Origin of the sequence: Exiguobacterium sp. PvP048, from assembly GCF_040549175.1 — a bacterium.
GTDB lineage: Bacteria > Bacillota > Bacilli > Exiguobacteriales > Exiguobacteriaceae > Exiguobacterium_A > Exiguobacterium_A artemiae.
Window position 1 is genome coordinate 25,981 of sequence record NZ_JBEPSU010000001.1, and the last position, 25,376, is coordinate 51,356.

Annotated in this window: 25 protein-coding genes; 4 read left to right on the forward strand and 21 right to left on the reverse strand. The window is 48.4% G+C overall.

Features of this window, described 5'->3' with window-relative positions:
- Positions 1-23: 23 nt before the first annotated feature.
- From gpsB to recU, 6 genes are all read right to left on the reverse strand, one after another.
- Positions 24-347 (reverse strand): cell division regulator GpsB, encoded by a 324-nt coding sequence (gene gpsB / locus ABIC15_RS00145; RefSeq protein ID WP_012370632.1) that lies wholly within the window; start codon positions 345-347, stop codon positions 24-26.
- Positions 348-352: 5 nt separating this feature from the next.
- Positions 353-913 carry an SLOG family protein gene (locus ABIC15_RS00150; RefSeq protein ID WP_290828657.1) on the reverse strand — a complete coding sequence of 187 codons (561 nt, stop codon included), beginning with the start codon at positions 911-913 and terminating at the stop codon, positions 353-355.
- Positions 910-2,091, reverse strand: coding sequence for a ribonuclease H-like domain-containing protein (locus tag ABIC15_RS00155; RefSeq protein ID WP_214764426.1), 1,182 nt, complete (start codon positions 2,089-2,091; stop codon positions 910-912). Before ABIC15_RS00155 ends, ABIC15_RS00150 begins: the two co-directional genes overlap by 4 nt.
- A complete protein-coding gene (locus ABIC15_RS00160) occupies positions 2,088-4,352 on the reverse strand; it encodes a DEAD/DEAH box helicase (protein ID WP_214764419.1) in 2,265 nt (754 codons plus the stop codon). Before ABIC15_RS00160 ends, ABIC15_RS00155 begins: the two co-directional genes overlap by 4 nt.
- Positions 4,353-4,459: 107 nt before the next feature.
- Positions 4,460-7,153 carry a transglycosylase domain-containing protein gene (locus ABIC15_RS00165; protein ID WP_214764408.1) on the reverse strand — a complete coding sequence of 898 codons (2,694 nt, stop codon included), beginning with the start codon at positions 7,151-7,153 and terminating at the stop codon, positions 4,460-4,462.
- 33 nt (positions 7,154-7,186) lie between these two features.
- A complete protein-coding gene (gene recU / locus ABIC15_RS00170) occupies positions 7,187-7,801 on the reverse strand; it encodes a Holliday junction resolvase RecU (protein ID WP_041261972.1) in 615 nt (204 codons plus the stop codon).
- A 74-nt stretch (positions 7,802-7,875) separates the two neighbouring features.
- Here recU and ABIC15_RS00175 point away from each other — a divergent pair, with 74 nt between their 5' ends.
- From ABIC15_RS00175 to ABIC15_RS00185, 3 genes are all read left to right on the forward strand, one after another.
- Positions 7,876-8,169 (forward strand): DUF1798 family protein, encoded by a 294-nt coding sequence (locus ABIC15_RS00175; RefSeq protein ID WP_214764403.1) that lies wholly within the window; start codon positions 7,876-7,878, stop codon positions 8,167-8,169.
- 169 nt (positions 8,170-8,338) lie between these two features.
- Positions 8,339-8,584: a hypothetical protein gene (locus tag ABIC15_RS00180; RefSeq protein ID WP_214764401.1), complete on the forward strand. Its 246-nt coding sequence runs from the start codon at positions 8,339-8,341 to the stop codon at positions 8,582-8,584.
- Between the two features lie 395 nt (positions 8,585-8,979).
- Positions 8,980-9,870, forward strand: a complete 891-nt coding sequence (locus ABIC15_RS00185) for a DUF3800 domain-containing protein (RefSeq protein ID WP_261966304.1) — start codon at positions 8,980-8,982, stop codon at positions 9,868-9,870.
- A 45-nt stretch (positions 9,871-9,915) separates the two neighbouring features.
- On the opposite strand, the gene nth is transcribed toward ABIC15_RS00185, so the two are convergent.
- The 13 genes from nth to bshA all read right to left on the reverse strand — a co-directional run bounded on the left by nth (position 9,916) and on the right by bshA (position 22,861).
- Positions 9,916-10,584, reverse strand: coding sequence for an endonuclease III (nth, locus tag ABIC15_RS00190; protein ID WP_354019491.1), 669 nt, complete (start codon positions 10,582-10,584; stop codon positions 9,916-9,918).
- A 3-nt stretch (positions 10,585-10,587) separates the two neighbouring features.
- Positions 10,588-11,166, reverse strand: a complete 579-nt coding sequence (locus ABIC15_RS00195) for a DnaD domain-containing protein (protein WP_012370642.1) — start codon at positions 11,164-11,166, stop codon at positions 10,588-10,590.
- Between the two features lie 71 nt (positions 11,167-11,237).
- On the reverse strand, positions 11,238-12,527 hold the full coding sequence (gene asnS / locus ABIC15_RS00200) for an asparagine--tRNA ligase (RefSeq protein WP_285801119.1): 1,290 nt from the start codon (positions 12,525-12,527) through the stop codon (positions 11,238-11,240).
- A 29-nt stretch (positions 12,528-12,556) separates the two neighbouring features.
- Complete coding sequence (locus ABIC15_RS00205; protein ID WP_012370644.1) at positions 12,557-13,738, reverse strand: pyridoxal phosphate-dependent aminotransferase; 1,182 nt, start codon at positions 13,736-13,738, stop codon at positions 12,557-12,559.
- A 15-nt stretch (positions 13,739-13,753) separates the two neighbouring features.
- Complete coding sequence (locus ABIC15_RS00210; protein WP_214764380.1) at positions 13,754-14,221, reverse strand: hypothetical protein; 468 nt, start codon at positions 14,219-14,221, stop codon at positions 13,754-13,756.
- The gene (locus ABIC15_RS00215) at positions 14,218-14,388 is read right to left on the reverse strand and encodes a YpmA family protein (RefSeq protein WP_012370646.1); all 171 of its coding nucleotides are present in this window, start codon (positions 14,386-14,388) and stop codon (positions 14,218-14,220) included. Before ABIC15_RS00215 ends, ABIC15_RS00210 begins: the two co-directional genes overlap by 4 nt.
- Before the next feature lie 61 nt (positions 14,389-14,449).
- Positions 14,450-17,263 (reverse strand): ATP-dependent DNA helicase DinG, encoded by a 2,814-nt coding sequence (gene dinG, locus ABIC15_RS00220; RefSeq protein WP_354019492.1) that lies wholly within the window; start codon positions 17,261-17,263, stop codon positions 14,450-14,452.
- A 100-nt stretch (positions 17,264-17,363) separates the two neighbouring features.
- Complete coding sequence (gene panD / locus ABIC15_RS00225; protein ID WP_012370648.1) at positions 17,364-17,747, reverse strand: aspartate 1-decarboxylase; 384 nt, start codon at positions 17,745-17,747, stop codon at positions 17,364-17,366.
- A 2-nt stretch (positions 17,748-17,749) separates the two neighbouring features.
- Positions 17,750-18,580, reverse strand: coding sequence for a pantoate--beta-alanine ligase (gene panC / locus ABIC15_RS00230; RefSeq protein WP_214764372.1), 831 nt, complete (start codon positions 18,578-18,580; stop codon positions 17,750-17,752).
- Positions 18,577-19,416: a 3-methyl-2-oxobutanoate hydroxymethyltransferase gene (gene panB / locus ABIC15_RS00235; RefSeq protein WP_012370650.1), complete on the reverse strand. Its 840-nt coding sequence runs from the start codon at positions 19,414-19,416 to the stop codon at positions 18,577-18,579. Before panB ends, panC begins: the two co-directional genes overlap by 4 nt.
- A 238-nt stretch (positions 19,417-19,654) precedes the next feature.
- A complete protein-coding gene (locus ABIC15_RS00240; RefSeq protein WP_214848920.1) occupies positions 19,655-20,626 on the reverse strand; it encodes a biotin--[acetyl-CoA-carboxylase] ligase in 972 nt (323 codons plus the stop codon).
- A complete protein-coding gene (locus ABIC15_RS00245; RefSeq protein WP_041261641.1) occupies positions 20,587-21,732 on the reverse strand; it encodes a CCA tRNA nucleotidyltransferase in 1,146 nt (381 codons plus the stop codon). Before ABIC15_RS00245 ends, ABIC15_RS00240 begins: the two co-directional genes overlap by 40 nt.
- Entirely contained in the window at positions 21,719-22,861 is a 1,143-nt protein-coding gene (bshA, locus tag ABIC15_RS00250; RefSeq protein WP_012370653.1) for an N-acetyl-alpha-D-glucosaminyl L-malate synthase BshA, read from the reverse strand. Before bshA ends, ABIC15_RS00245 begins: the two co-directional genes overlap by 14 nt.
- A 185-nt stretch (positions 22,862-23,046) precedes the next feature.
- On the opposite strand from bshA, the gene ABIC15_RS00255 reads away from it, so the two are divergent.
- The gene (locus ABIC15_RS00255) at positions 23,047-23,934 is read left to right on the forward strand and encodes a YitT family protein (RefSeq protein WP_354019493.1); all 888 of its coding nucleotides are present in this window, start codon (positions 23,047-23,049) and stop codon (positions 23,932-23,934) included.
- A gap of 67 nt (positions 23,935-24,001) precedes the next feature.
- On the opposite strand, the gene ABIC15_RS00260 is transcribed toward ABIC15_RS00255, so the two are convergent.
- On the reverse strand, positions 24,002-24,682 hold the full coding sequence (locus ABIC15_RS00260) for a zinc metallopeptidase (RefSeq protein WP_012370655.1): 681 nt from the start codon (positions 24,680-24,682) through the stop codon (positions 24,002-24,004).
- A 46-nt stretch (positions 24,683-24,728) separates the two neighbouring features.
- Complete coding sequence (locus tag ABIC15_RS00265) at positions 24,729-25,328, reverse strand: DUF1405 domain-containing protein (protein ID WP_012370656.1); 600 nt, start codon at positions 25,326-25,328, stop codon at positions 24,729-24,731.
- Positions 25,329-25,376: the final 48 nt, after the last annotated feature.

Below are 25,376 nucleotides of genomic sequence, written 5' to 3' on the forward strand. Positions count from 1 at the left end.
CGTGTTCTTTAAGTAAGATAAGATTAATCTTCTTGATGAGGACGTCCGAAAACCGCTTTTTCAAGATTAGAAATCCGGCGCAACATATCGTAATTGGACGAATTCGAAGGTGGCGCTGTCACTTCTGGTTCTGCTCTCCGCTCATCCCGTTTGAAACCGATGGAAGATGATGAAGATTTCGCTTCTGCTAATTCTCGTGTCAACCGCTCGATTTCCCGTTCGAATCCTTCATAATCCTTGATGACTTGATCGAGATAACCATCGACGTCTTCAATCACATATCCACGTAATCCGGTTTTGAACTCTTTTTTGTAAATATCATCTGCTGTCAATAACGGCTTATACATATGCTTCACTCCCACTGTTCATTGTAGTTCTGCTCTTGCTCCATCATCGCTAAATCATCTTGCGTAATCAGAAACAATTGATAATCCGAACGTTCCATCTCTAGTTTAGCACGTTCCACTAAATACTTGGCAGATCCGCCGTGCTCTTCATCATAAACAGATAACAATCCTTGACTTTTTTGAATCATGAACTCCGTTTTATTTCGGAACTGGGATGGATTTTCATACGGTTTTTGACTGATGGCATCCACGAAATCCGCTTGATTCAGCACGGCCAGATACTGGGCTTGAACCGGCTCTTTCCATTTTGACTCTTGTTCCAAAAAAGGAAGCAGGATACCTAAACGGATTTCCGGATAGTCGTGTTTGAGTTCCAAAACGACTTCACACGCCCAAAGTTCACATCCCGGTGCAGCGCTGGTGATGAACCAGGTTGTTCCCATGTCTTCAATCAGGCGGATCATCCGTTCCCGGTAGGCGGCTTTCAGGATGTTGATTCCCGGGTGTTTTTGATCAAAGATCCCGAGTTCTGTCGGTTTATATCCGGTTACTGCAACGACGTTCATTCGCGACACTTCCTTTGCAGGCGTAAGCTCCGATGATTTAGCTCGGCAAATAATCGTTCTCGCCGCGAAGCTAACAACTGTCGATTTTCTAATAGACGTTTGGCTCGTTCAGTATAATCATAAGCAACGGATGGTTGTTTGGCAATGTGCTCGGCCCATTTTGCCAGTTCGATGAATCCTTCATAGGTATCACTTTTTTCAAAACAAGTATTGGCTTTTTCGTGTTGCTGCAGTTTTTTATACAACCGCCCTTGACGCAACCAACCTTCGGCCGTCAATTCGTCCGCCTGTCCGAAATGCTCCGCCGATTGTTCATGAATACCTAAATCGGCTAACCAGATGCCGATGTTCTCACGTACCCGTGACGGTGCTTCCTGACGATGGGTCACGAGCCGGTTGCATTCGTCATACAAACTCACCAAAGTCAGACAGTCATGCAGATGGTGTTCAAGCACCCCTTCCATGATTGCCGGATTCTGGTGTTCGACATATTGAAAATAATGCATCGGCGCAAGAAATCCGGGCAAATCATCGGTACGTTCAAATCCAATCCGTTCTTCCATCGCCGTCAAACGGAATGAATCGTACAATCCTTTGAACATCCGCCGGCAGACATGCAGTAAATCCAGGTGGCCGACTTTCGGCAAACGGGGAACACGTTCCCGGACGAAGACGTGCCGGGTCTTAATCTGCGGCCAATCAAAACTTTTTCCGTTATACGTGATGAAACGGACATCTTCTCCGATATCATGCAGGAAATGATGATAAAGTGCTGCTTCATAATGCGGGTGCGGTAAAAAATACTGCCGCATCAGCAGCTGACCTTTTTCAAAACGGGCGAATCCCAGTAAAAAAATCGTTGTTCCCGTTCCTTTTAAGCCGGTCGTCTCCGTATCAAAAAAAATGACTTGTTCGAGCGGGACATCAAGTGCAAGCGGCGGATGCGGCAACTGCAACGATTCAAATACTTCCGCATATGACCGGTGTCCATGTTTTTCCTCAAGAGCATACCGGTGGTCCAACCGGACAATCCATTCGTCTTCAAACGTAAGAATGTCTGCTCCTCGGTCCAGCCAGGCGGTTTGTTCCGCTGTTGTCTTTTGCGCCTCATTGGTTGACGGGCTTGCTGTCGGCTCATTCTCTGTCGTCTTCAACATCCGTCTCAACTTATTTTTCATGATAGTTCCTTCTCCATTTCAGCTAGCATTCTGACCGTCCGCTCTTTTTCATCTGCCAAGCCGATCATTCCGATACATGCCGGACAACCATCCTGGCAAGGGCAGGTCTCAATCGAATCCCGTGCGGCCCGGAGCATGATGCCGCGTTGTTTGTAGATGGATTCGGCAAGTCCGACCCCTCCCGGATAACGGTCATACAGGTAGATTGTCGGTTTTTGCGTGTGCGTCGCTTTGACTTGAGGTACGACGAAGACATCGCTTGCATCACACATCAAATACAATGGTGCGACCCTACGCAGACTGTTTGCCACGCCTTCGATGACTTGTTCCAGTTCCGTGCTTGAGGACGCTTCTTCCGGTAAAGAAAACCAGACGCCTGTCGTATGAATTTCTCTTTCCGGAAGATGAATCGGACCCGATCCGATATTTTCATGTGTTCCGAACTTGATTTTCTTGAACATCGTCGCCATCCCGCGGACACTGACATCCCCTCGGGCGACACTGAAGTCTCCATTCGTATAGCTGTCATCCTCATCGAGAACAGACAGTTCGACCGAAAAATTAGCATCCGTATAGTAATCGACGTCGACTGCACGCACGAATGCTTTTTTCTCTTCGAAATCCAGTACTTCGACTTGGTATTGGTCAGCCCCATGTAAATAGATGGCTTCGTCGTGTAATAGCGTCATCGCACTGAACGTATCCATTTCGCCGATGACCCGATTCGGAACCTCGGTTTGGTCGACGATGATGACATTTTCCTGATCACTCGAGCGCAAAGAAATACCGTGAGCCGGAAACGCATCATTCATCCAGTAATACCGTTCTCCACGTTGATGTAAGACACGTTCTTCGACGAGATACTCGAGAATGTCCTCCGTCTCCAGTGTTCCGAATGACTCCCCCTGACGAAACGGCAGTTCGAATGCCGCACATTTAATATGATCGACTGCAATGATCAGATTATCCGGATCGAGTCGCGCGGCTTCCGGTGACTGATTTAGAAACAATTCCGGACGTTCCGCAACATACTGATCGAGCATCCCGGATGAGGCAACCAAAATGATGAGCGCATCATCCTGACGGCGTCCGGCCCGGCCTGCTTGTTGCCACAGCGAAGCAATCGTTCCCGGGTATCCGTTCATGATACAGACCTGCAGTTGCCCGATATCCACTCCGAGCTCGAGCGCATTGGTCGAAACAATTCCCGTGATTTCTCCTTTACGCAATCGTCTTTCAATATCACGCCGTTCACTCGGCAGGTAACCGCCCCGGTAGCCTTCAATCGACTTCGGCCCTAATTCGAATCGGATGAGACTACGAAGATAGGTTAATAAGACTTCGACCCGGACACGCGACCTCGCAAAAACAATCGTCTGAAACTTCTTTTTAATAAAACGTGATGCCAATTGTTTCGTCTCAAGTGTTGCCGAACGGCGTATGCCGAGTTGTGCATTGACAATCGGCGGTTGGTAGACGATAAAATGTTTTCGGCCGGTCGGAGCCCCGTTGTCATCAATCAATTGGACTTTTTTTTCGGTCAACCGTTCCGCCAGTTCTTGTGGATTGGCAATCGTCGCACTTGTCATGATGAAAATCGGATCACTGCCGTAATACCGGCAAATCCGTCGTAACCGCCGGATAACATTGGCGACGTGGCTTCCAAATACCCCTCGATACGTATGCAGCTCGTCAATGACGATATGCGACAGATTTTCAAACAGTTCGATCCATTTCGTATGGTGCGGCAGGATTCCGGAATGAAGCATATCCGGATTCGTAATCACGATATTCCCGGCTTTTCGAACTTTTGTCCGAATCGTCGGTGATGTATCCCCGTCATAGGTAAAACAACGGATGGATGCTTCCATCTCATCAATCAGTTCCAACAATTCACTGTTTTGATCCTGGGCCAACGCTTTCGTCGGATACAGATACAGGGCCCTTGCATTCGGATTCGCTAAAAGATGCGATAAAATCGGTAAGTTAAAACAATAGGTTTTTCCTGACGCAGTCGGTGTTACAATCACCGTCGAAGCACCGCTTTGGACGGTTCGAAATGCTAACTCCTGATGGCGGTACAATGACGTAATGCCTCTGTTTTCGAGCGCTTGACGCAACCGTTCCGGCATTTCTTTTGGAAACGGTGCATACCGTCCGGCAGTCGCTTCCATCGTTTTCATATATGTGACACGTTCCATAAACGAACGATCGGCTTTTAGTTCTTCTAAATAGGTGACAAGTGATTGTTTGGATTCCATTGCCCCACTTCCTTCCTGACCTCCATTATACAAAAAAAGAGAAGCAAGACCGAAGAAACACACCCGTTTCTCCGGTCTTATCTTCTTCTCCTGATCCATTGACTCATTTATTGCTGTGTTTCCGATTCGGACTGTTGATCGGCAGGCGCATTATCTTGTCCTCGGCCTTGATTGCCGTTCGACGAATTCCCCCGGTTTGACTGAGTAGATGCTCCGTCACTTGCAGCCGGTTCATCTGTCGTTGGTTCATCCGTCGTCGGCTCGTCCGTTGTTGGTTCATCTGTCGTTGGTTCATCCGTCGTCGGCTCGTCCGTTGTTGGTTCATCCGTCGTTGGTTCATCCGTCGACGGTTCATCCGTCGTTGGTTCATCCGTCGTTGGTTCGTCCGTTGCCGGTTCGTCCGTCGTCGGTTCATCCGTCGTCGGTTCATCTGTTGTCGGCTCGTCTGTTGTCGGCTCGTCCGTTGTCGGCTCGTCCGTTGTCGGTTGATCTGCTTCAACGTCTGCCACAGTTACCGTCGTTGATACAGGACCGGACTTTTCTCCGGATGCTTTCGCAACGACTGTAAATGTTGTCCGTCCCGGATCAAGTCGATTGATTCCGATCCGGTTCGTTGAGCTGGTACCGAGTACCGATTGCTTTCCATCGGGATCGGTCATCGATACTTCGAACGATACACTGTCATAGCCGTTCGTCCGAAGTGCCGAATCGTTGTAACTCCATGTCAGTTCACCAGACTCCGAGTCTTCATTGTAGGATGCTTGTAAGCCAGTCGGAGCTGGTACTGCCTTTTTTTCGACAACCGGCTCTTTTGTCCCTTTTACGTAAAGTTCCTCACCGATACTGAGGACAGAACTCGGTTGTTCGAACGGAGCAGGTGTCCGGTCACGTGTTTTCGTGACAAAATCTTTCCAGATGTTTTGTGCCATCGTACTGTTGGTCGGTCCGCTTAAGCCGGCACCGTTGTTGTTGCCCGACTTCGTTGTTCCAGTCCAGACACTGATCGAGACGTCAGATGTGTAACCGGCAAACCAAACATCTTTATAAGCATTGGTTGTTCCGGTTTTACCCGCTGCGTCGAACGCAAGGGCAGCACTCGGGAACGTTCCGCCTGGTTTCAGAACATCACGTAACATATCGGTTAGCATGTAAGCCGTATAATCTTCCATGGCTTTTTTCGGTTTGACCGGTGATTTGATTTTTGAGCCGTCACTGTATTCAATCGTTTTGATGATGTGCGGTTTGATGTAGTCTCCGCCATTACCAAGCGTCGCATAGGCAGAGGCCATTTGCGTCGTGTTGAATCCGTGTTTCATCCCGCCAATCGCATACGCCGGTGAAATCGATTCATCTTTTTCTAAGCCCAATCCGGACTTAGCGGCAAAGCTTTCGACGGTATCGCCGCCAATTTGTTGGAACGTCTGGATAGCAGGCGTATTAGCAGAAATCTTCAGCCAGTAGCGAATCGTGTTGGTGCCCCGGTACCCGTCATAATAGTTACCGATCTTTTTACCGTTTACTTCTGTTTCCTGGTCCGTCAGCATTTTAGCTGTCGACCATTTCTCATTTTCAATGGCTGGTCCGTATGCGAAAAATGGTTTTGCCGATGAACCGGGTTGATGCGGTTCTTTAGCAAAGTTACGTCGCGCAGTACCCGTACCGGGCTTTTTCCCGTCGACGATTCCTAAAATCTCACCTGTTTGTGTATTGACCGCTGTCGCTGCTGCTTCCGCGTAATCCGGCAACTGGACGACTTGGTCTTTTTTGATTGCTTCGTTCATATAATCGTGCATCGGCTTATCGATCGACGTATACACTTTTAATCCTTGACCGTAAATATCTTTACCTTCTAGACCAAAAACATCTTCTAACTCTTGCGACACCATGTCAAAGATGACACTGTCGTAAGCCGCGTCGTCTTTCGATTTTGGTACCGGATTGATCAATTTCGAAATCGGTTGATCGACTGCTTTATCTCGTTGCTTTTCTGTGATGACGCCGGTCGTTAACATCGCGTTCAAGACTTGCGTCTGACGCCATTTCGTTAACTTCGGATCTCCTTGAATCGGATCGTATGCGGACGGACGTTGCGGAAGTCCTGCAAGCATCGCTGCTTCAGCATAGTTCAGCTTATCGACTGTCTTGTTGAAGTAGGCTTTTGATGCTGTCTGAATTCCGTAAGATTCTTGACCGTAATAGTTTTTATTCAAATACATCTCAAGAATCTGTTCTTTCGTATAGTCCCGCTCCAGACGAATTGCCAACCATTGTTCCTGAACTTTCCGAGTAATGGTCTTGTCTGAACTTAAAAATGATTGTTTGATGACCTGTTGCGTAATCGTTGAAGCTCCTTCAGAACCGAAACCATCGGTGATATTAGCAATGATGGCGCCGCCTAACCGTCGGAAATCGATTCCGTTATGCTGGTAGAAACGCCGGTCTTCAATCGAAATGAATGCGTCTTTAACGACATCCGGTACTTCTTTAATCGAGACATATTCCCGGCTCGTCCCGCCCTTTTTAATTTCTTCTTTGTTGCTCGCGTAAATTTTTAGCGGCAGGGCATCCCGTAACTTCGACTCATCAAGCTCCGGTGCGGTCGCAACAGCATAGGCCGCAAATCCGCCCCCTGCTATCAGCATCAGGATAAATAATCCTGTCGCGATTAATAGAAGTTTTTTCCAAAGCGGACCTTTACCACCGGACCCACCTGATTTTTTCTTTTTCGGACGCTTTGTCCGATTCGTTTGCTTGGCTGACGTCTTTGTTTCTTCACGACGTGCGACACGACTTCTTTCCATACGCTATCCTTCTCCTTCAATCTGTAAAGTTTCTCAAGTGAAATATAACTCGTCCACTGCCGGTAAATAATCAATCGCAGGAAACGCACCTGTCTCGAGTTTTTTTCCATGCCGTTCGATTTCGTCTAGCGGAATCGATTTTCTGCCCGTTTCCAGTTGCTCCCACCAGGGGAACAGATGCTCGGCAGACAACACATATTGCACATTATACATACTGAATCGAATGATGACAAAACAAATTCCTCCATGTGCAATACATTGGCGCATATGTTCGATTTGGTGGAGATGAAAGTTTTTCAGCGGGAACGACGTTTTATGGTTGGTTTCCTTCGCTTCGAAATCAATGTATTTTCCACGGTATACTCCATTGTAATCGGTCGTTGACGGTTGTTTGAAGTAGGCTTCCTTGACGACTGCAGCGGACCGTTTCGGATAATCGACTTGAACGATTTGAAGAGGAGTCGGTTTCTTGTGAATGATTGCCCGATTATGGGTCAGATAAAACATATTACTTTCATTAATCAATTTTTCAAGCTTCATCCCCCGGTTCGAAAAGGTCGAACCTGTCGTGCGGGCTTTCTGAATCGCCAGACCATGCGGCTCAGCAGGTTTCTGAAATTTCTTACCATTCGGGTAATTCAAAAGGATTCCCCTCCTAACGCGTTTATTGTACCATGATATGTGATTGTATCGTATCGGCCGAGAGGAGTAGTTAAAAACAAATGACAATAGAACCGTTACTTCAAGAGATAGAACGTATTTATCAGGCTGGCCGCAATGGGCAGGAATATGACTTTCAGGCAGAGGTTGTACCCTTCGTCGCAAAAGCCGACATTTTAATTGCCGACTGGCAACAGAACGCACAAAATAGCCCCTATTTACGTCCGGCAATGGTCGAGAGTGCCGTCGATCAGCTGAAGCAACTGTCCGTCCAAGCGTTCCAGCCAAAAACCAGTTTAAAACGCTTTAATGAAACGATCAAGTCTGTCCGTTATATCGATCAACTGATGCAATGAGTCTGAGGACGTCTGTTTTCAGATAGAAAATTTCGAACGTTTCATAATTCTATGTTTTGATAGGATCTTGAACTATCAGGATGATAATTTGACGGATTTCAATCAAACAAAGCATAATGAAAAACAGCAAAGCGTTACCTATGCCCTTTGCTATGAAAGGATGTTGTTTATGTCATCAAAAAAAGTCTGGTCAGTAGAAGGTTATGAAGACAATGGAGTAGAAACCCATCGTCAAGCAAGTAAGACGGAATCGTTTACGAACGAGGCCGATGCTCGTAAAGCAGCTAAAAAAATGGCGGATACATTTGATCATCTCGATGTCTATGTCATTTATACGAATACCGTAAACGGTAAAACAGAAGAACGTTTCTTCAATTCCAATGGATCTTACAGTGATGAAGGATTCGAATGGTAACACCCGGGCCGTCTAGATGACGGCTTTTTTGTATGATAAATCTCCCATAAATTTTTCTCTTTTCCATCGTCTATCCTGTAGAATCATTATCTCGTGTGAAATCCGCTGATTGAAATCAACAAGAAACGTGTTTCGTCATGCAGGAAGGACAGGCTCCATGACGAATATAAAATAACGAACCCTACTACCGGCCACATTGATTATCTGACCACCCGATCATCAAGAGTCGTCCTGGAAAGATTCAGGTATACAAGTTATGTAATAACCATGGATTTATATAGCCGTGTCAGTGTAAAGTTACATAAAGAGGTAATAAATGTGCTTTGTTTTAATAAAAGTGTGCAGTATGTGTGCAATTGGAGGAGATTCGCTTGAATAAAAGAGAACCAAGAAACGTGAAAAACGTTGATGTCAAAGGATTTCCTAGGGCTACAAATCCAACAGCTAAAAAATATGTCATGTTCGTCGATGAGACGGGCACGCCAAAAGGAAATACCCAGTTTAATCTGACCGGGGTCTTGATGGAGTATAAATACGCTATTGATTCCGACGAAACCGGCGAACCAAGTCCATTACGCAAGCGATTAATGGAATTCAAATCGTCTGTTTTCGAAGATCCGCATATTCCGTTGCACCTGAAAGAAATCTTAAAGGCGGAACACCCATATGGAAAAGAAGACGGGATTACGATTGATATGTTACGTCATTTTTGGGTCGCTTTGCCGGACTTCTTGGTCGATATCGACTGTACGATTGTCAGTGTCGAAGTCGATAAACAAAAATTGCAGGAATTCTATTCGACACCAAAAGATCCATACGTCGTTGCATTTGCCCATTTGATGAAATCGTTTTACGCGTTTCTCGAGGAGACGGAAGCGACAAGCGCCCGTGTTGTACTCGAAAGCCGGGACGATTATCAGAACCTATTGATTCAAAAAGCATTTTTTGATATTTTCAATTCCGGTACCGTTCATCTGGACGTGGAGAAAAGCCGTCAAAAAATCAAAGGATTTATTTTTGCTGAAAAAGATAGCGGCCTCTACCAATCCGGTCTTGAGATTGCTGATCTTGTCTGTCTCCCTCTCTCCCGCGTCCGCCGCGGCGTGATTGAGGTAAAACCGCGGTTTGTCCATTATGGGGACGAAAACCGAATTTTCAAAGCCATCAAAAATAAGATTTATATCCGCCGTGACAGTCCGGACCAAGATTTCCGAAACTGGGGTTTCAAAAAGGTTCCGATTACGAAAAAGCGCCGCGAGTGGTCCGATACACCGTGGAACGGATGATACAAATAAACAGCGTCCTGCCGAAAATGGCAGGACGCTGTTTTGTCATTTTCCCTCAAGAGGCGGCAGTAACCCTTTCGTCCGCTTTTTCCCTTCCCGACACATATCGAGCAATGGACACTCAAGACAGTTCGGTCGTTGTGCCTTACAGTGATACCGTCCGAAAAAGATGAACTGATGGTGCAACTTCGACCACCGTTCCCGCTTAAACCGTTTCATTAGTGTCTGTTCCACTTGCATAACGTTGTCTTTCCAGCGGCAAATCCCAAGACGCTTCGAGACCCGTTCGACATGTGTATCGACTGCAAAGGCCGGCACATCAAAGGCAACGGACAATACGACGTTCGCCGTTTTCCGGCCGACACCCGGTAACGCTTCAAGTCCCGCCCGATCGGTTGGGACTTCCCCACCATGAAGAACCAGCAATTGCTCCGCTAACGCTTTGATGTTTTTGGCTTTATTGCGATACAAACCAAGCCGCTTAATCTTTTCTTCAATCTCTTCCACCGGCGCTGCCGCCAAGCGGTCTGGCGTCGGATAAGCGGCAAACAGACCCGGCGTCACTTTGTTGACCAAAATGTCGGTCGCTTGCGCACTGAGGGCCACGGCAACGACCAGTTCAAACGGATTTTGATGAATCAGTTCGCAAAACGCTTCCGGAAACATCTCTTCAAGTGTCGATTCGATTCGATCAATATCTGCTTTTCGTAACATGTGTCAGCCCCCTCTCGTTGCCAAATCTTCGAGCGTCTTGATCCCTTCCCGTTCCCATGTCCGCAAAATCTGATTGATGTAGGTCATTTTCCGGACGTTATGATAAACGGCTTCCCGTAATGCGGCCAAGACAAGCTCTTCTGCAATGTTTTCAATCGTCAACCATTGAATGATCTGTTCCATCTGAAACGGGGACATCATCCCAAGTTCGCGCTCAAAATGTTGGAAGACCGATGGATTGATCGTATCGAAGTTCGGTGCTTCCTGTTCCGGGGGTGCCATCAATTTTTCATAGAGCGGCACCAACGAATAGCGTTCCGAACCGGCGACGTTTTCCATCGCGAGTAATCCTTTTTGAAGCAATCCAAGTGTCGTCTCGATCGTTTCCGTCTCCGAGAGTCCAAGCCGGTTGCTGAGTTCCTCTGGTGACGGCATCTCCATCCCTTCGGCACGGCAGGCAAACAATTGTCCGATCAGCGTAAACTCGACGAAACTGATGCCAAGACGTTTTGCTTCTGTGAACAATCGCTTAGGGAGGACAACCGTTCCTTCCTCAAAAAGCTGAATTAAATTATGATCCATGATACTTCCTCGATTCTTTAAAGTAAGCAAGAAATCGACCCGTCCGAGGGATGGGTCGATTTCGATCACTATTACGGATACAACCGGTTCAGCAGACGTGGGAATGGAATCGTCTCCCGGACGTGTTCGACTCCTGTGATCCAGGCGACTGTCCGTTCGAGTCCGAGTCCAAAACCACTATGCGGCACTGATCCATATTTACGTGTTTCCAAGTACCATTTATAAGCACCGGTTTCATCCAAATCATGTTCTTTCATGCCGGCAAGTAACTTCTCGAAGTCTTCTTCCCGTTGTGAACCACCAACGATTTCACCGTAGCCTTCCGGCGCAATCAAATCATCACATAACACGAAGCCCGGGTTTTCCGGATCTTCCTTCATGTAGAACGGTTTGATGGCTTTTGGCCAGTGTGTGATGAAAACAGGACGGGCAAATGTATTGGCGATTGCCGTTTCGTGTGGTGCTCCGAAATCATCTCCGAACTCGATGTCGTCAAATCCTTGTTCTTTCAACATATCAATCGCTTCCGTATACTTCACACGCGGAAACGGCGCTTGGATGTTTTCAAGAACGGTCAGGTCGCGCTCAAGCAATTCGAGTTCCGGACGGCAGTTTTTCAACGCCGACTGAACAAGATGCGATACATAGTTTTCCTGGACTTCGAGGTTCATGTCATGATCGTAAAACGCCATCTCCGGCTCCATCATCCAAAACTCGATCAAGTGACGGCGTGTTTTCGATTTTTCCGCCCGGAAAGTCGGACCAAACGAAAAGACTTTTCCAAGTGCCATTGCGGCCGCTTCCATGTACAGTTGTCCTGATTGCGACAAGTACGCATCTTCATCAAAATATTTCGTATGGAACAATTCCGTTGTTCCTTCCGGTGCACTTCCTGTCAAAATCGGAGGGTCGACTTTGATGAATCCTTCCTGGTTAAAGAATTCATATGTCGCCCGAATCAATTCGTTCCGAACGACCATGACGGCATGCTGACGTTTTGACCGTAACCAGAGGTGACGGTTATCCATGAGGAAGTCCGTTCCGTGAGCTTTTGGTGTAATCGGATAATCGACTGCTTCATGAATCACTTCAATCGTTGTGATTTCCATTTCATGGCCGATGGCAGTCCGTCCGCCGTCCGATTTGATTGTACCCGTTACCCACATCGATGTTTCCTGCGTCAATCCTTTAGCCGTCTTAAACAGTTCTTCACCGACTGTTTCTTTGACAACGACACCTTGCATGAACCCTGAACCATCCCGTAATTGAAGAAACGCGATTTTCCCGCTTGATCGTTTGTTCGCGAGCCAACAACCGATCGTGATTTCTTCACCTACGTGTTTTTCTACATCCCGAATCATTGCTTTCAAAAGTCAACATCCTCTCTCTATTAAACGGCAGTATGCGCCGTGATAAATCCTTCAATCCGGTCTAATGCCTCGAGTACCCGTTTCGGGTCTGTCGCATACGATAACCGGACATATTCTGGTGCTCCGAAGCCTGAGCCCGGAATCAAGGCGACTTTCGCCTCGGATAACACAGCCGTACACCAGTCATCGACATTTGAGAATCCGCACATTTTTGCTGCCTGTAAGGCGTGCGGGAACAGGTAAAAGGCACCTTCTGGCTTCAGGCAGGTCAAACCCGGAATCTGAATCAAGCGGTCATAAATCTGTTCCAACCGTTCTTCAAACACGACACGCATTGCCTCGACCGGTGCATCCCCTTCCGCATAGGCAGCGACAGATGCTGCTTGGGCGATCGATGTCGGATTCGACGTCGAATGACTGGCGAGATTTGTCATCGCGCTGATGATGTCTTTCGGTCCGATGGCATAACCAATCCGCCAGCCCGTCATCGCGTGCGATTTCGAAACGCCGTTAATGATGACTGTCCGCTCACGCATATCCGGTAACGTTGCAATTGATAAGTGCGTCACGCCGTTGTATAACAGTTTTTCATAAATTTCATCGCTGATGACCAACAGATTATGGGCAATCGCTACTTCTGCCACCATCTCAAGCTCTTCCTTCGTATAGACCATCCCTGTTGGATTTGAAGGAGAGTTTAAGACAAGCGCTTTTGTCTTCGGTGTGATGTGCTGTTCGAGTAGATCACGCGTCACTTTAAAGCGCGAGGCTTCCGTCGTCTCAAGAATGACCGGCACACCGTCACTCAGTTTGATTTGTTCCGGATAGCTGACCCAGTAAGGGGCCGGGACGATGACTTCGTCGCCCGGATCTAAAATCGCCTGGAACAACGTCGACAAGGCATGTTTCGCGCCTGACGCGACCATGACTTCCGAACGGTCATAGGATACCCACAAATCACGGCGTGTTTTTTCAATGATGGCATCTTTCAAGGCAACCGTTCCGCCGGACGGGGTATATTTCGTATCGCCCGCTTCCGCAGCTGCGAAGGCCGCTTGAATGATAAATTCTGGAGTGTTGAAGTCCGGTTCGCCTGCACCGAGTCCGATGATGTCTTGTCCTTCTTCACGCAATGCTTTCGCTTTTGCAGTAATCGCCAGTGTCGTTGACGGTGTCAGTTGTTGTACCCGTTTCGATAACATCCTGTCCACTCCTTTTTAATTGATCCGTAATCGTTTGATGAAGGATCCCTCTTGATAGGTATAGTACGAATAGTCGTAGCCGGTCGCCGTTTTGGTGACAATTTCAATCAGCGCCCGGTTTTCAAAACCGTATTTCGCTGAAACGATGTTTTCCGGATTACCCGCTTGTCGAATGACATCGGCAATCTTCATTCCATCTTTGACACGTCTCGTCTCGATTTTTCCTGTCTTCGGAACGAATGCCCGTAACGCTTGACCATCTTGTTCAATCGTAAAGACACTATACTGGGTTTTTCCGTTAAATACATGGTCAAATTGAATCTGTTTCGGCGCCAATTCTTTTTTCAAGCGTGCTTCCGCTTGAATGGCGACGGTTTGTTCACGTTCTTTCGCTTCAGCGACGGTGAATTGATACACGCCCGTCCCAATCAGCGTAATCAGAAGGATGAAGCCGATCAGACCGATGACGATCTTCCACTTCATGTGCGGTAGATGGTAAAGACCATCTGCTCCTTATCTTTTTCGTCCAGTGCCAGACCAAACATCAAATCTTCTGTTTTCAGCGTGCGATTCAATAAGTCTACAATCTTGTACGTATCGTCATGGCGGTTGACCTTGACGGTTGCTAGCGTCTCGATTTTCGAATCCATCTTATATCCTCCCTCATTTTTCTACATCTATTATAATGCGATAATGCTTATTTTAACAGACTCAATCCGTCTCATTTAAGAACAATTCCAACTCGGCCGTTAATTCGTCGAGCGGTTTAGCCAAAAGCGGCACGTTAGGCAGACTTGTGACAAATCGTTTTCCGTAACGGGTCGTCTCGATACGGCGGTCAAAGACGAAGACGACACCCCGGTCATTCGTCGTCCGGATCAAGCGGCCGAATCCCTGTTTGAAGCGAATGATGGCTTGCGGCAAACTGTATTCGAAGAACGACGATTTTCCTTGTTGTTCAATTTGTTCTGAACGCGCCTGCACAATCGGTTGATCGGGTGGTGCAAACGGCAGTCGCACGATGACGAGACAACTCAGGTCGTCACCCGGAACATCGACCCCTTCCCAAAAGCTCGCTGTACCGAACAGGATACAGGCATCAAGTTGTTTAAATTGTTTCATCAGACGCTGCCGTGATCCTTGGGTGATCCCTTGGGAAAGTAACGTAAACCGTTCCGGCAATGCCATTTTCGTTGCATCATGTGTTTGGCGTAACATTTCGTTTGATGTGAATAACACCAACATCCGGCCTTCCGTCACTTCGGCAATCCGGATGATGGCATCCGCAATGACTTCAGAATACGTGGCTTGCGGTACATCTTGTAATAACGGTAAGTCCGTCGGAATCATCAGCCGGACTTTTTCGGCGTATCCGAACGGCGACGGAACGATGAACCGCCGTGTCTCGAGCTCCGACAGCCCTAGCCGCTGTTCGATGAACTGAAATTTATTTGATACCGTCAAAGTCGCGGACGTTAAGATACAGGTCCGTTTCGAAAAAACTTCCCGATGCAGACGATCTGAAATATCAATCGGTTGCGTATAAATCCGCGTCAGTTTCCGATTTTTAGCCGTTGTTTCAATCCAGGAGACGGTCTCATCATGCGGGGCGAGCATCGTCTCAAAGATCGCTTGTTCGACTTCTTCCAACTGACCAATCACCGTCTTTAAATCCGCCACGACGGACCGTTCCCGGTAACTCATATGTTCCCGTTGATCATGGAACAATTTATGAATTGCCCGGATTGCCTGGCGGAGACGCCGTAAAACCAGTTCCACACGTTTCGCGCTCTCCTGCACCGCCCGCATCGACTGATCAAGTCGTTTGAAGCGAACGGTGACACGTCCTTCCCGCCGTTCTTTCCGGGAAGCCAGTTCCAAACCGTACGCTTGAATGATTGTCAACAGTCCGTCGGCTTCTTCGAGTAATTTTGTCAATGTCTCATCGATCGTTTCACTGTGCGCTTCGACCAGTTCCGTCAAGTCGTATTGATCCGATAGACTGATCAGCCGCGTCAACAGTTTTTTATCGGAAGAGAATCCGAGCTGTCTGAATATCCGGTCAAAGGAATGGCCGTCAAAAACCAGACCGAAATGATGACTGGCCACTTCTTCGATTTGGTGGGCCTCATCCAAAATCAACGGACATCCCTTTGGTAGGACACCGGCTTCATATTGAATATCACTGAACAACAAGGCATGATTCGTGACGATGATCGTCGCCTGTTTCGCCCACCGGACGGCATGATGGAAAAAGTCCCGGCTGTACCAGGGATCAAATCGTCCGAGTTGCGACTGACTGTCCGACTGGATCAGCTGCTTAATGGCGATATTTCCTTGCGCTGCCCCTCCGGGTAAACTGACTTCCTCCAGGTCGCCTGTTTCCGTCTGTGTCAACCAGACTAACAAGATGGCTTTCGCCAACGTAAAATTATACGGTTCTTCCGTTTCGCTGAGGAAAAACTCAAACTTGCGTAAATCCATGTAATTACTGCGCCCTTTTAATAAGGTAATGTCGACCGGTGCTTCAAACAGTTGGCGTAAAAGCGGCAAATCCCGGGCAAATAACTGTTCCTGTAATTGAATCGTGTGGGTACTGACGATAATCGGCGTCTCATGTTCAATCGCATAATGCGCCGCCGGTACAAGATAGCCGAGGGATTTCCCAGTTCCCGTCCCCGCTTCGACAAGTAGCGGTGTTTCTTGGTCAAGCGATTGATAAACATGACGCATCATTTCAAGCTGTCCCGTACGCGGTTCATACCCAGGGAACAGTTGCGGAAACATGGTTTCGTTCAATCGGTCAACGAACGGACTGAACGGTTCCAGTTCGGTCCGTGTGTCCCATTCTACCGGTTCGGTTCGCTTCTTTAAAGCCAGCTTACGAAAAGAATCAAATCGGTCATCCGGCTCCAGTCCGACCGTTTGAATCGCCTGATCAATCTCCTGTTCAATCGCACTAAACAGTTTTCCGGCCAGCCGACGTAAGTGGCGTAACGTATCGAGCGGTAAATCCTGTAGACGGGTAAGTAAATGAAGCAACAGTTCCGCCGTCGCTTCTGCATCGCTCCCGGCACGGTGCGCTTCGTGGTGCGTCAACTGTAACGCTTCCGTCAAATGCGACAACGAATGACTTTCAGCAGTCGGCAGCAAGATCCTCGCTAACTCGACTGTATCGATGACAGGACCGGTATACGGCAAATAGCCTTCTTCTTCCAAAGCTTCGTTCAAAAAGGTCAGATCAAACTGCACATTATGTGCGACGAACACACCACCATCGAGTAATTGAAGTACGCGCGGTGCAATGGTCGCGAATGATTCCGCCTGTGCCACATCCTCATCCGTAATGCCGGTCAATTGAGAAATAAACGGCGGAATCGGTTTTTGTGGACGGACAAATGCCGACAGACGATCTGTAATCTGACCGTCTTCAATTACTGCCACTCCGATTTCAATCATCTCATCGCCGGATTTAATCGAATGTCCGGTCGTCTCTAAATCCACTACAACAAACTTCTTTTCCACGACTCATCTCCACCTTTAACCATCCATATCTTAAGTATATGGCATCTCAAGTTCCATCTTAACAAAAAAGAGACCCGAATGTATCTCGGGTCCCTCAAAATCATAAGATCGTATGTGCGATTTCCTGTGATAACATCTGCTTAATCGAATTCTCTTGATCAAGAACCGCGACTTTCGGAACATGTGTCGCAATTTCTTCGTTCGTCAATTGCGCATAAGCCATGATGATGACTTCATCGCCGATTTGGAAATGGCGGGCTGCTGCTCCGTTCAGACAAATGACACCAGAACCACGGGCTCCCTTAATGGCGTATGTTTCAATCCGGGCCCCGTTTTGATTGTTCGTCACTTGGACCTTCTCGTTTTCAAGAATCCCGACCGCGTCCAGTAAATCTTCATCGATCGTAATCGAACCGACGTAATGCAGATTCGCTTCCGTGACACGGGCTTTGTGTAATTTTGCATGCATGAATGTACGTAACATGATCATGCTCCTCTCGTATATAGTAAGTTATCAATCAATCGGGCCGATTCAAATTGAACGGCAACCGCCAGTAAAATCGTGTCCGTAGTCGCATCGACCGGACCGAGTGTCGGATAGGCGACAGCTTCGACATAATCGATCGTCGTGCCTTCAAAGTGAAGCGACGCCCGTGTTTGCTCCAGAACCGTTTCGAGCGGCGTTCCGGCATCGAGCGCTTGTTTGGCTTGTTGGAGCGCCTGCTGGATACCCGGTGCCTGCTTCCGTTCCGTTTCCGACAGATAGACATTTCGCGACGATTTCGCCAGTCCATCCGCTTCACGAATGATCGGACACCGCTTGATTTCGACCGGGACGAAGTAATCTGTGACATACCCTTCAATTAATGCCAGTTGTTGTGCATCCTTTAATCCGAAATAGGCACGCGTCGGTTGGACAATATTAAACAATTTACTGACGACCGTCAAGACCCCGTCAAAATGTCCCGGTCGCGACGTGCCACATAAGACGTCATCACCCGAACGAACCGTCACCCGCGCCATATCAAGCGGATACATGACGTCGTTCGTCGGATAAAAGAGATAATCGACACCGGCAGCTTGGGCCAATTGCTGATCACGCTGTTCGTCCCGCGGATAACGGTCTAAATCTTCGTTTGGACCAAATTGTGTCGGATTGACAAAGATACTTAATACGACAATGTCATTCTCCTGCCGTGCCTGTTCGAGTAAGGAAGCATGCCCTTCATGCAGGAAGCCCATCGTCGGAACGAATCCGACCGATGTCTGTCCTGCCAATGCTTCGCGCAATTGTGTCACACTCTGCATGATTTTCATTCTTTAAATCCTCCATATAATGCCCCGATCAGTTCTTCATCCATCAGGAACGAGTGGGCGAGTTCAGGGAACGTCCCGTTTTTGACGTCTTCGACGTAACGGGCGATCGCTTCCGTACCGGATGTGTTCCAGTCGGCATATGCTTTAACGAATTTTGGCAACCGTCCGACACCGTACGTCAAGATATCATGGTAGACCAATACTTGTCCGGCAACATCGGCACCTGCCCCAATTCCGATTACCGGAATCGTTAAGAGTTCCTGAACACGTTTCGCCAGCGGATGCGGTACACACTCAAGAACAAGCATCTTCGCTCCCGCTTGTTCTGCGGCCAAACTGTCGGCAATCAACTGTTCCGCTGCTGCAAGCGATTTCCCCTGAACTTTAAATCCTTCGAGCACTCCGACCGATTGTGGTGTCAGCCCCAAGTGGGCAACACAAGGCATACCGGCCTCCGTCAGACGACGAATCGTTGTCAGGATGTCTCCGGCCCCTTCGAGTTTCAAGGCGTCTGCTCCGCTTTCCTGGAAGATACGGGCTGCCGCCTCAAGCGTCCGGTCAAACGAACCGTGATAGCTGGCAAACGGCATGTCAACGACCATAAAGGTTGCCGGTGCTCCGCGACGGACAGCTTTTGCGTGATGGACCATATCGTCTACTGTCACGGCAATCGTCGAATCATATCCGAGAATGACATTCCCGAGCGAATCCCCGACCAGCAGCAAATCGACGTGTCCGGCTTCCGCTAATTTTGCAGACGGATAATCGTACGCTGTGAGCATGACGAGTTTTTCGCCCGCCTGTTGTTTTTTTAGTAAAGGTGTCATCGTATGCATGTGTGTTCTCTCCTTCGTAGTTTAGAGAGGACAAAAGGAAATGCCTTCCTTCCTAAAAAATAGCATAGGAAAGAAGGCATGAATAAGTGCAAAATCATCCTTCTGTCCCTGTCCAAGTAGGATCAAGGCAGTCAAATAAACAATATGAATATAAGCCTCTAACCGGTATGACTCCAAGTGGCTATCATCCTCGCACTTATTATACATGATTCAAAAAGCAGACTGCAAACGTCCGAGCTTACATCTCCGTCCAGTAAACCAGTTCGGCGGAATGAAATGCTTTCAGTCCTGTCTCTGTTTCAATTTGTAAGGTACCGTCCGCCTGAATTCCGCGTAAGATTCCGGTCACGGTCTCTTGCCGGGTCCGCAACGTCACTAAATCGTTTAACCGGTCGGCGTATTTCTCCCATGCCGGGACAAACGATGCGAATCCTTCTGTCAACCATTTCTTGTACATCGGTTCAAACGTGTTTAAAAACAATCCGACGATTTCAGCGCGGGCGATTAATTTTCCGGTTGCTAAATGTAAAGAGGTCGCCCGATCCGATAAGAGTTCCGGAAATTGCGTGTGGTGGACATTGATACCGATTCCGATGATGACGGAATTGATGCGATCGGCTTCCGTCTGCATTTCCGTTAGGATTCCGGCAACTTTTCTTCCGGCAATCAACAAATCGTTTGGCCATTTAATCGTCGCCGGGACGTCTAGTGTCCGTAATGTCTCGGCTAAAGCGATTCCGGCAAGTAAGGTCAATTGCCCGGCCTGGTGAAGCGGTGCTTTGGGACGCAAAATTAAACTCATTGCAATACCTGCACTCCGCGTCTCGTGCCAGGTCCGTCCAAGTTGTCCCCGTCCGTCGGTTTGAAAGTCACAGACAATTAACGTCCCTTCACTTGCCGCTTGTTGCGCCTGCTCATGCGCAATCCGTTGGGTGGTTTCCGTCTGTTCGAGATGAATGATCTGTTGTCCCAAAGTGTCCGTTCGTACATACTGCTGAATCGCAAGCGGTGTCAACCGGTCACCCCGATCCGCCAAATGATACCCGGTTTTCTTATGGGCTTCGATGATATAGCCGTCCTCTTTCAATGCCGCAATTTGTTTCCAAATAGCGGTACGTGAAATATTAAATTGATCCGCCAACTCTTGACCGGATATCCAGTCAGCCTGCATCAATGCCTGGAGGACCCGGTCCCGTGTTGATTTTTCCAATTCATCACTTCCTTTAACAGAATCTCGCGTTCATTATCCAACTGACGGTGCACGACTTGCTGCTCCAAATGATGGAGTGCTTCTTTAATCTGATGTTTTCGTAAACCAAGGTCCATCATGTCCCGTCCGTTGACCGTCAAGTCTTGTAGGCGCCGAATCGGCAAGGACGCCCGGCCTTCGTGACGGTACCCCGTCATCTGATTCAAATGGTCCAACTCTTCATCCGACAGCCGGTAACGTTGCCAATCGGATAACGTCTGTTCATGAACGAGCGGAGCGAATGTCTTCGCCCGTCCCTCTTGTTTTTTAGACCGTTTCCATGCCCGTAAAGATTCGGGATGGAGTCCGGCCACCAAAACGAGCGTCCATACGTCGTCCGGCGACACCCCATTAAACGGCAACAGCATCAACTGATGCAGTATCACATCGTTCATGTGCGGCATATAGTGTCCGATTCCCGTCCGACGCATCGCCGCTAAAGCAGCTTTGCGTCCGGGACCTAACAGCAGTTTTTCAAATTCAATGGCAATCCGTTCGACGGCAACGGATGAAAGGTGCTGTTTTTTATTTTCGATGGCCCGTTCTGTCTCCGGATCGAGTGTAAACTCCAACTGACTCATAAAACGGAACGCCCGGATCATCCGCAGGGCATCTTCATCAAACCGGTCTTCCGCCCGACCGACTGTCCGGACGACTTTCGTCGCCAGATCAGCTTGACCGCCGAACAGATCGACGAGACCGGTCGGCTTCAGCGCCATCGCATTGATGGTGAAATCACGGCGCGTCAGATCTTCCTCCAGGCTGACACCTAGCGTCACTTCGTCCGGACGCCGCCGGTCACTGTACGTACTTTCCGAACGAAAGGTCGTCACTTCAAACGGTACATGATCAAGGACAACCGTGACGGTTCCGTGATCCAGTCCGGTCGGAATCACGACCGGAAACAGGTGCATGACCGCTTCCGGAAGCAGCGACGTTGCCAAGTCATAATCTCCGGGTTCGCGTTTAAGCAACATATCCCGAACCGCTCCCCCGACGATATAGGCTTCGCCGCCTGCCGCTTCAATCGTTTGGATGATCTGATTCGCAGACTCAAGCATTTTCATATTGCGCACACACCCGTTCATATAACAGTTCATAAGCACGAACGACCTGATTGGAATCAAACCGTCTCCGGGTATCTCGGATTCCTTCCTCCGCCAATTCTTCCCGCAAGGCCGCGTCATCAGCCAACTTCCCGATTCGGTCCGCTGCCGTCTTGACATCATACGTCGGAACGATGAATCCTGTTTTTCCGTCCTGAATCACTTCCGGTAATCCTCCGGCGCTCGAGACGACACTCGGGACACCAACGGCCATCGCCTCAAGAACAACCAGTCCGAAGGCTTCTTTTTCCGACAACAGTAAATGAATATCGCTGATCGCCAGCAACTGAGCGACATGCTCCTGCTTCCCGGCGAAAATGATTTTGTCGTAAATTCCAAGTTCCTTTGCCCGGCGTCTCGTCTGTCCCATTTCCGGACCGTCCCCGACCAACAATAACCGCATCGCCCGGTCTTTTGAAGCGATTGCAAACGCGGCAATCGTATCGTCGATTCGTTTGACCGGTCGGAAATTCGAAATATGAATGACGACGATTTCATCCGGCTCGATACCGTAATGCCGCTTCAACCGTTCATCCCGCATCGGATAATACATACTTTCGTCAATCGAGTTTGGGATGACTTCGATCGCATACTGTCCGTTTAATGTTATGTTCGTTTCGAGGGCCAGGCTTTCTGAAACCGCCGTGACGGCATCTGAACTTTCGATTCCGTACCGGATGGCCGGTTGCATTTCCAAGTCCTGACCGATGACGGTAATGTCTGTCCCGTGTAAGGTCGTCACGACACCAACCCCTTTTTTCTTCGCCATATTCCGTCCAAGTTCCGCGCATACCGCATGCGGGACCGCGTAATGCGCATGAATGATGTCAAGATCAAACAGATCGATCACTTCCGCGACTTTTGACGCCAAGGTAATGTCATACGGGGGATATTTAAAGACCGAATATTGATTCACCTCAACCAAATGAACGGTAATGTTCGGACGATATTCCGTCAAGCGGAACGGAATGCTCGAGGTGATGAAATGAACATCATGCCCCCGGTCCGCTAACTTCATTCCGAGTTCCGTCGCCACGACACCACTGCCGCCGACCGATGGATAACAGAGAATCCCAATCGCTTTTTTCATATCTAGTCACTCTCTCCTCATTAAATAATGTCCTGTAAGTAATGTCTTGTCCCTGCTCATTGTAATCAAATTGCCGACTAAAAACTACATCCGCCACTTTTCGAACGATTTTCGTCAGAAAAGCTAGTCTTTTTTGACGTCTGCCGTTACCCTAGAGAAAGAGTCATGTAGAGAGGAGCAATCAGATGGCACCCCCATTTCAGTTTCCGATTCGTATTCAAAACATCATCTGGATTTTGATCGGATCCTTTATTTTCGCTTTTGGTATTTATCATTTTAACGTGCAAAATGAGTTGGCAGAAGGAGGATTTACAGGAATCACCTTGATCTTAAAAGGACTGTTCGGTTTTTCCCCGTCCGTTACGAACTTGTTGCTCAACATTCCGTTATTTCTCGTCAGTTATAAACTGCTCGGACGGACGACGTTCGTCTATACATTGATCGGAACGTTCAGTTTCTCGATTTGGTATGGATTGATTGCAAAATATTCTCCGCTTGAAATTTTCTTGAAAGACGATATGGTTCTCGGAGCCTTGTTTGCCGGGGTTTTCATCGGTGTCGGGCTCGGTATCATTTTCAATAATGGCGGGACGACCGGCGGGGTCGATATCATCGCCCGCTTGACCAAACGGTATTTTGGTTGGTCGATCGGCAGAACGTTTATGGTCTTCGACTTTTTTGTCATCGTCGCTTCACTGAGCTATCTCGACTATAAACAGGCGATGTATACATTACTTGCCGTCTACGTCGGAGCCCGGGTCATTGACTGGATGCAAGAAGGCACCTATGCCGGAAAAGCCGCGATGATCATCAGCGATCAACGGACGGAAATTGCAGACGGTATCCATGCGACGATGAACCGCGGGACGACCCGCCTGATCGCCAAAGGTGGCTATTCGGGACGCGACTTGGAAGTCTTGTACGTCGTCGTCGCCCGCAATGAAATCACACGGTTGAAGACACTTGTCAAATCAATCGATCAGCACGCGTTCATCACTCTGCACGATGTCTATGAAGTGACCGGTGAAGGGTTTACCTTTGATGAAAACCGGGTCCCGATTAAAGAAACGTAATCAATGACAATAAAAATGACGAGAAATCCATTGCGGACTTCTCGTCATTTTTTTTCGATTCGATTAGTTAGTCATCACTTGACGGTGCAAAGACAATCAAAGCCAAACGGACGAACTCAGCAATCGCGACGAGTGTCGCAGCAACGTATGTCCAAGCTGCAGCATTCAAGACACGGCGTGAGCCGCGCTCTTCTTCCGCATCGATGATTCCGTGTTCCGTCAACTGGGCCATCGCCCGGTTCGACGCATCAAACTCGACCGGTAACGTGACGAGTTGGAAGATGACGGCTCCGAGCATCAGGATGACCCCAAGCATGGCAAGTCCGCTCATTCCGGCGAGGAAACCGATCAGTAACAACGGGAACGATAAGTTGGACGTGATCGAAGCCACTGGCGCAATCCGGTGACGAACCCGCATCATGCCATAGTCGGTTGCATCTTGAATGACGTGCCCGATTTCGTGGGCAGCAATCGAGACGGCTGAGACGGTCGAACCGTAGTAAACATCTTCTGACAAACGGACGACTTTATTCGTTGGATCGTAATGATCGGACATCGTTCCGCCGATTGGTTCTAGACGCACATTCGTGATTCCGTTTTGCTTCATGATGAAATCTGCGACCTGTGCTCCGGTCACGCCGCTGTGAATCGGAACTTCCTGATATTTCTTGTACGTTTTTCTGACACGCATCTGCGCCCAAATCGGCACGATGATGATGATGGCCAGATAAATCAAATAGTTCGCCATGTCGTCGCTTCCTTTCAAAAAAAAAGATTATAGTCTTATTTTATGTTCAAGCGACCTTATTGTCAATCGAATCGCGTGCCACAAACCAATATCCCATCAAAAGACATAATCCAGTCAGCCAGAACGAGCCGTACCCGATCCACTGGATATGTTCGGCGAGTGCCGGATACCGCGGCCACTGTCCGAGAACGTAATCGACGACATCGTTATGGACGACCCAAATTGCGACAAGGAGCAGCTCTTTGACCCGAAACGTCATGACCGGCGCGTAAAGCAATGCCTGAAACGCCATCGCCCCGTGCGAGACCATCAGCATCAACGCCATGGCCGTCAAATAAGAATTCTCCGTCCCGAGTTCCCGTAACATCAAGGCATTCATGACGACCGCCCACACCCCGTATTTGATTAACGTCACAAAGGCAAGGGCTTCAAATAAACGGGAACGGCGGTTGAAAATCCATAAAAAGACAATAATCGTAAAAAAGAGCGAGGCTGTCGGACTGTCCGGAATGAACGGATAATAGTACCACTTCGACTGCGCCAGTTGGGGTTGATACCAGTAATAGCCGTATAATGTTCCGCCCAAATTAATCAAAGCGAGCGGCCAAAGCACAGCTTTATGTTTTAACAGATGAATGAACGGCATGTATTGTCACCTCATGATAGACAAAAACCGGAGGAAAATTCCCCCGGC

Bases quoted from the DNA above. Each gene is read 5' to 3' on its own strand.
- gpsB (WP_012370632.1), bottom strand. From the start codon at position 347: ATGTATAAGCCGTTATTGACAGCAGATGATATTTACAAAAAAGAGTTC.
- ABIC15_RS00150 (WP_290828657.1), bottom strand. From the start codon at position 913: ATGAACGTCGTTGCAGTAACCGGATATAAACCGACAGAACTCGGGATC.
- ABIC15_RS00155 (WP_214764426.1), bottom strand. From the start codon at position 2,091: ATGAAAAATAAGTTGAGACGGATGTTGAAGACGACAGAGAATGAGCCG.
- ABIC15_RS00160 (WP_214764419.1), bottom strand. From the start codon at position 4,352: ATGGAATCCAAACAATCACTTGTCACCTATTTAGAAGAACTAAAAGCC.
- ABIC15_RS00165 (WP_214764408.1), bottom strand. From the start codon at position 7,153: ATGGAAAGAAGTCGTGTCGCACGTCGTGAAGAAACAAAGACGTCAGCC.
- ABIC15_RS00175 (WP_214764403.1), top strand. From the start codon at position 7,876: ATGACAATAGAACCGTTACTTCAAGAGATAGAACGTATTTATCAGGCT.
- ABIC15_RS00180 (WP_214764401.1), top strand. From the start codon at position 8,339: ATGTCATCAAAAAAAGTCTGGTCAGTAGAAGGTTATGAAGACAATGGA.
- nth (WP_354019491.1), bottom strand. From the start codon at position 10,584: ATGTTACGAAAAGCAGATATTGATCGAATCGAATCGACACTTGAAGAG.
- ABIC15_RS00195 (WP_012370642.1), bottom strand. From the start codon at position 11,166: ATGGATCATAATTTAATTCAGCTTTTTGAGGAAGGAACGGTTGTCCTC.
- asnS (WP_285801119.1), bottom strand. From the start codon at position 12,527: ATGATTCGGGATGTAGAAAAACACGTAGGTGAAGAAATCACGATCGGT.
- ABIC15_RS00205 (WP_012370644.1), bottom strand. From the start codon at position 13,738: ATGTTATCGAAACGGGTACAACAACTGACACCGTCAACGACACTGGCG.
- ABIC15_RS00210 (WP_214764380.1), bottom strand. From the start codon at position 14,221: ATGAAGTGGAAGATCGTCATCGGTCTGATCGGCTTCATCCTTCTGATT.
- ABIC15_RS00215 (WP_012370646.1), bottom strand. From the start codon at position 14,388: ATGGATTCGAAAATCGAGACGCTAGCAACCGTCAAGGTCAACCGCCAT.
- panD (WP_012370648.1), bottom strand. From the start codon at position 17,747: ATGTTACGTACATTCATGCATGCAAAATTACACAAAGCCCGTGTCACG.
- panC (WP_214764372.1), bottom strand. From the start codon at position 18,580: ATGAAAATCATGCAGAGTGTGACACAATTGCGCGAAGCATTGGCAGGA.
- panB (WP_012370650.1), bottom strand. From the start codon at position 19,416: ATGCATACGATGACACCTTTACTAAAAAAACAACAGGCGGGCGAAAAA.
- ABIC15_RS00245 (WP_041261641.1), bottom strand. From the start codon at position 21,732: ATGAAAATGCTTGAGTCTGCGAATCAGATCATCCAAACGATTGAAGCG.
- bshA (WP_012370653.1), bottom strand. From the start codon at position 22,861: ATGAAAAAAGCGATTGGGATTCTCTGTTATCCATCGGTCGGCGGCAGT.
- ABIC15_RS00255 (WP_354019493.1), top strand. From the start codon at position 23,047: ATGGCACCCCCATTTCAGTTTCCGATTCGTATTCAAAACATCATCTGG.
- ABIC15_RS00260 (WP_012370655.1), bottom strand. From the start codon at position 24,682: ATGGCGAACTATTTGATTTATCTGGCCATCATCATCATCGTGCCGATT.
- ABIC15_RS00265 (WP_012370656.1), bottom strand. From the start codon at position 25,328: ATGCCGTTCATTCATCTGTTAAAACATAAAGCTGTGCTTTGGCCGCTC.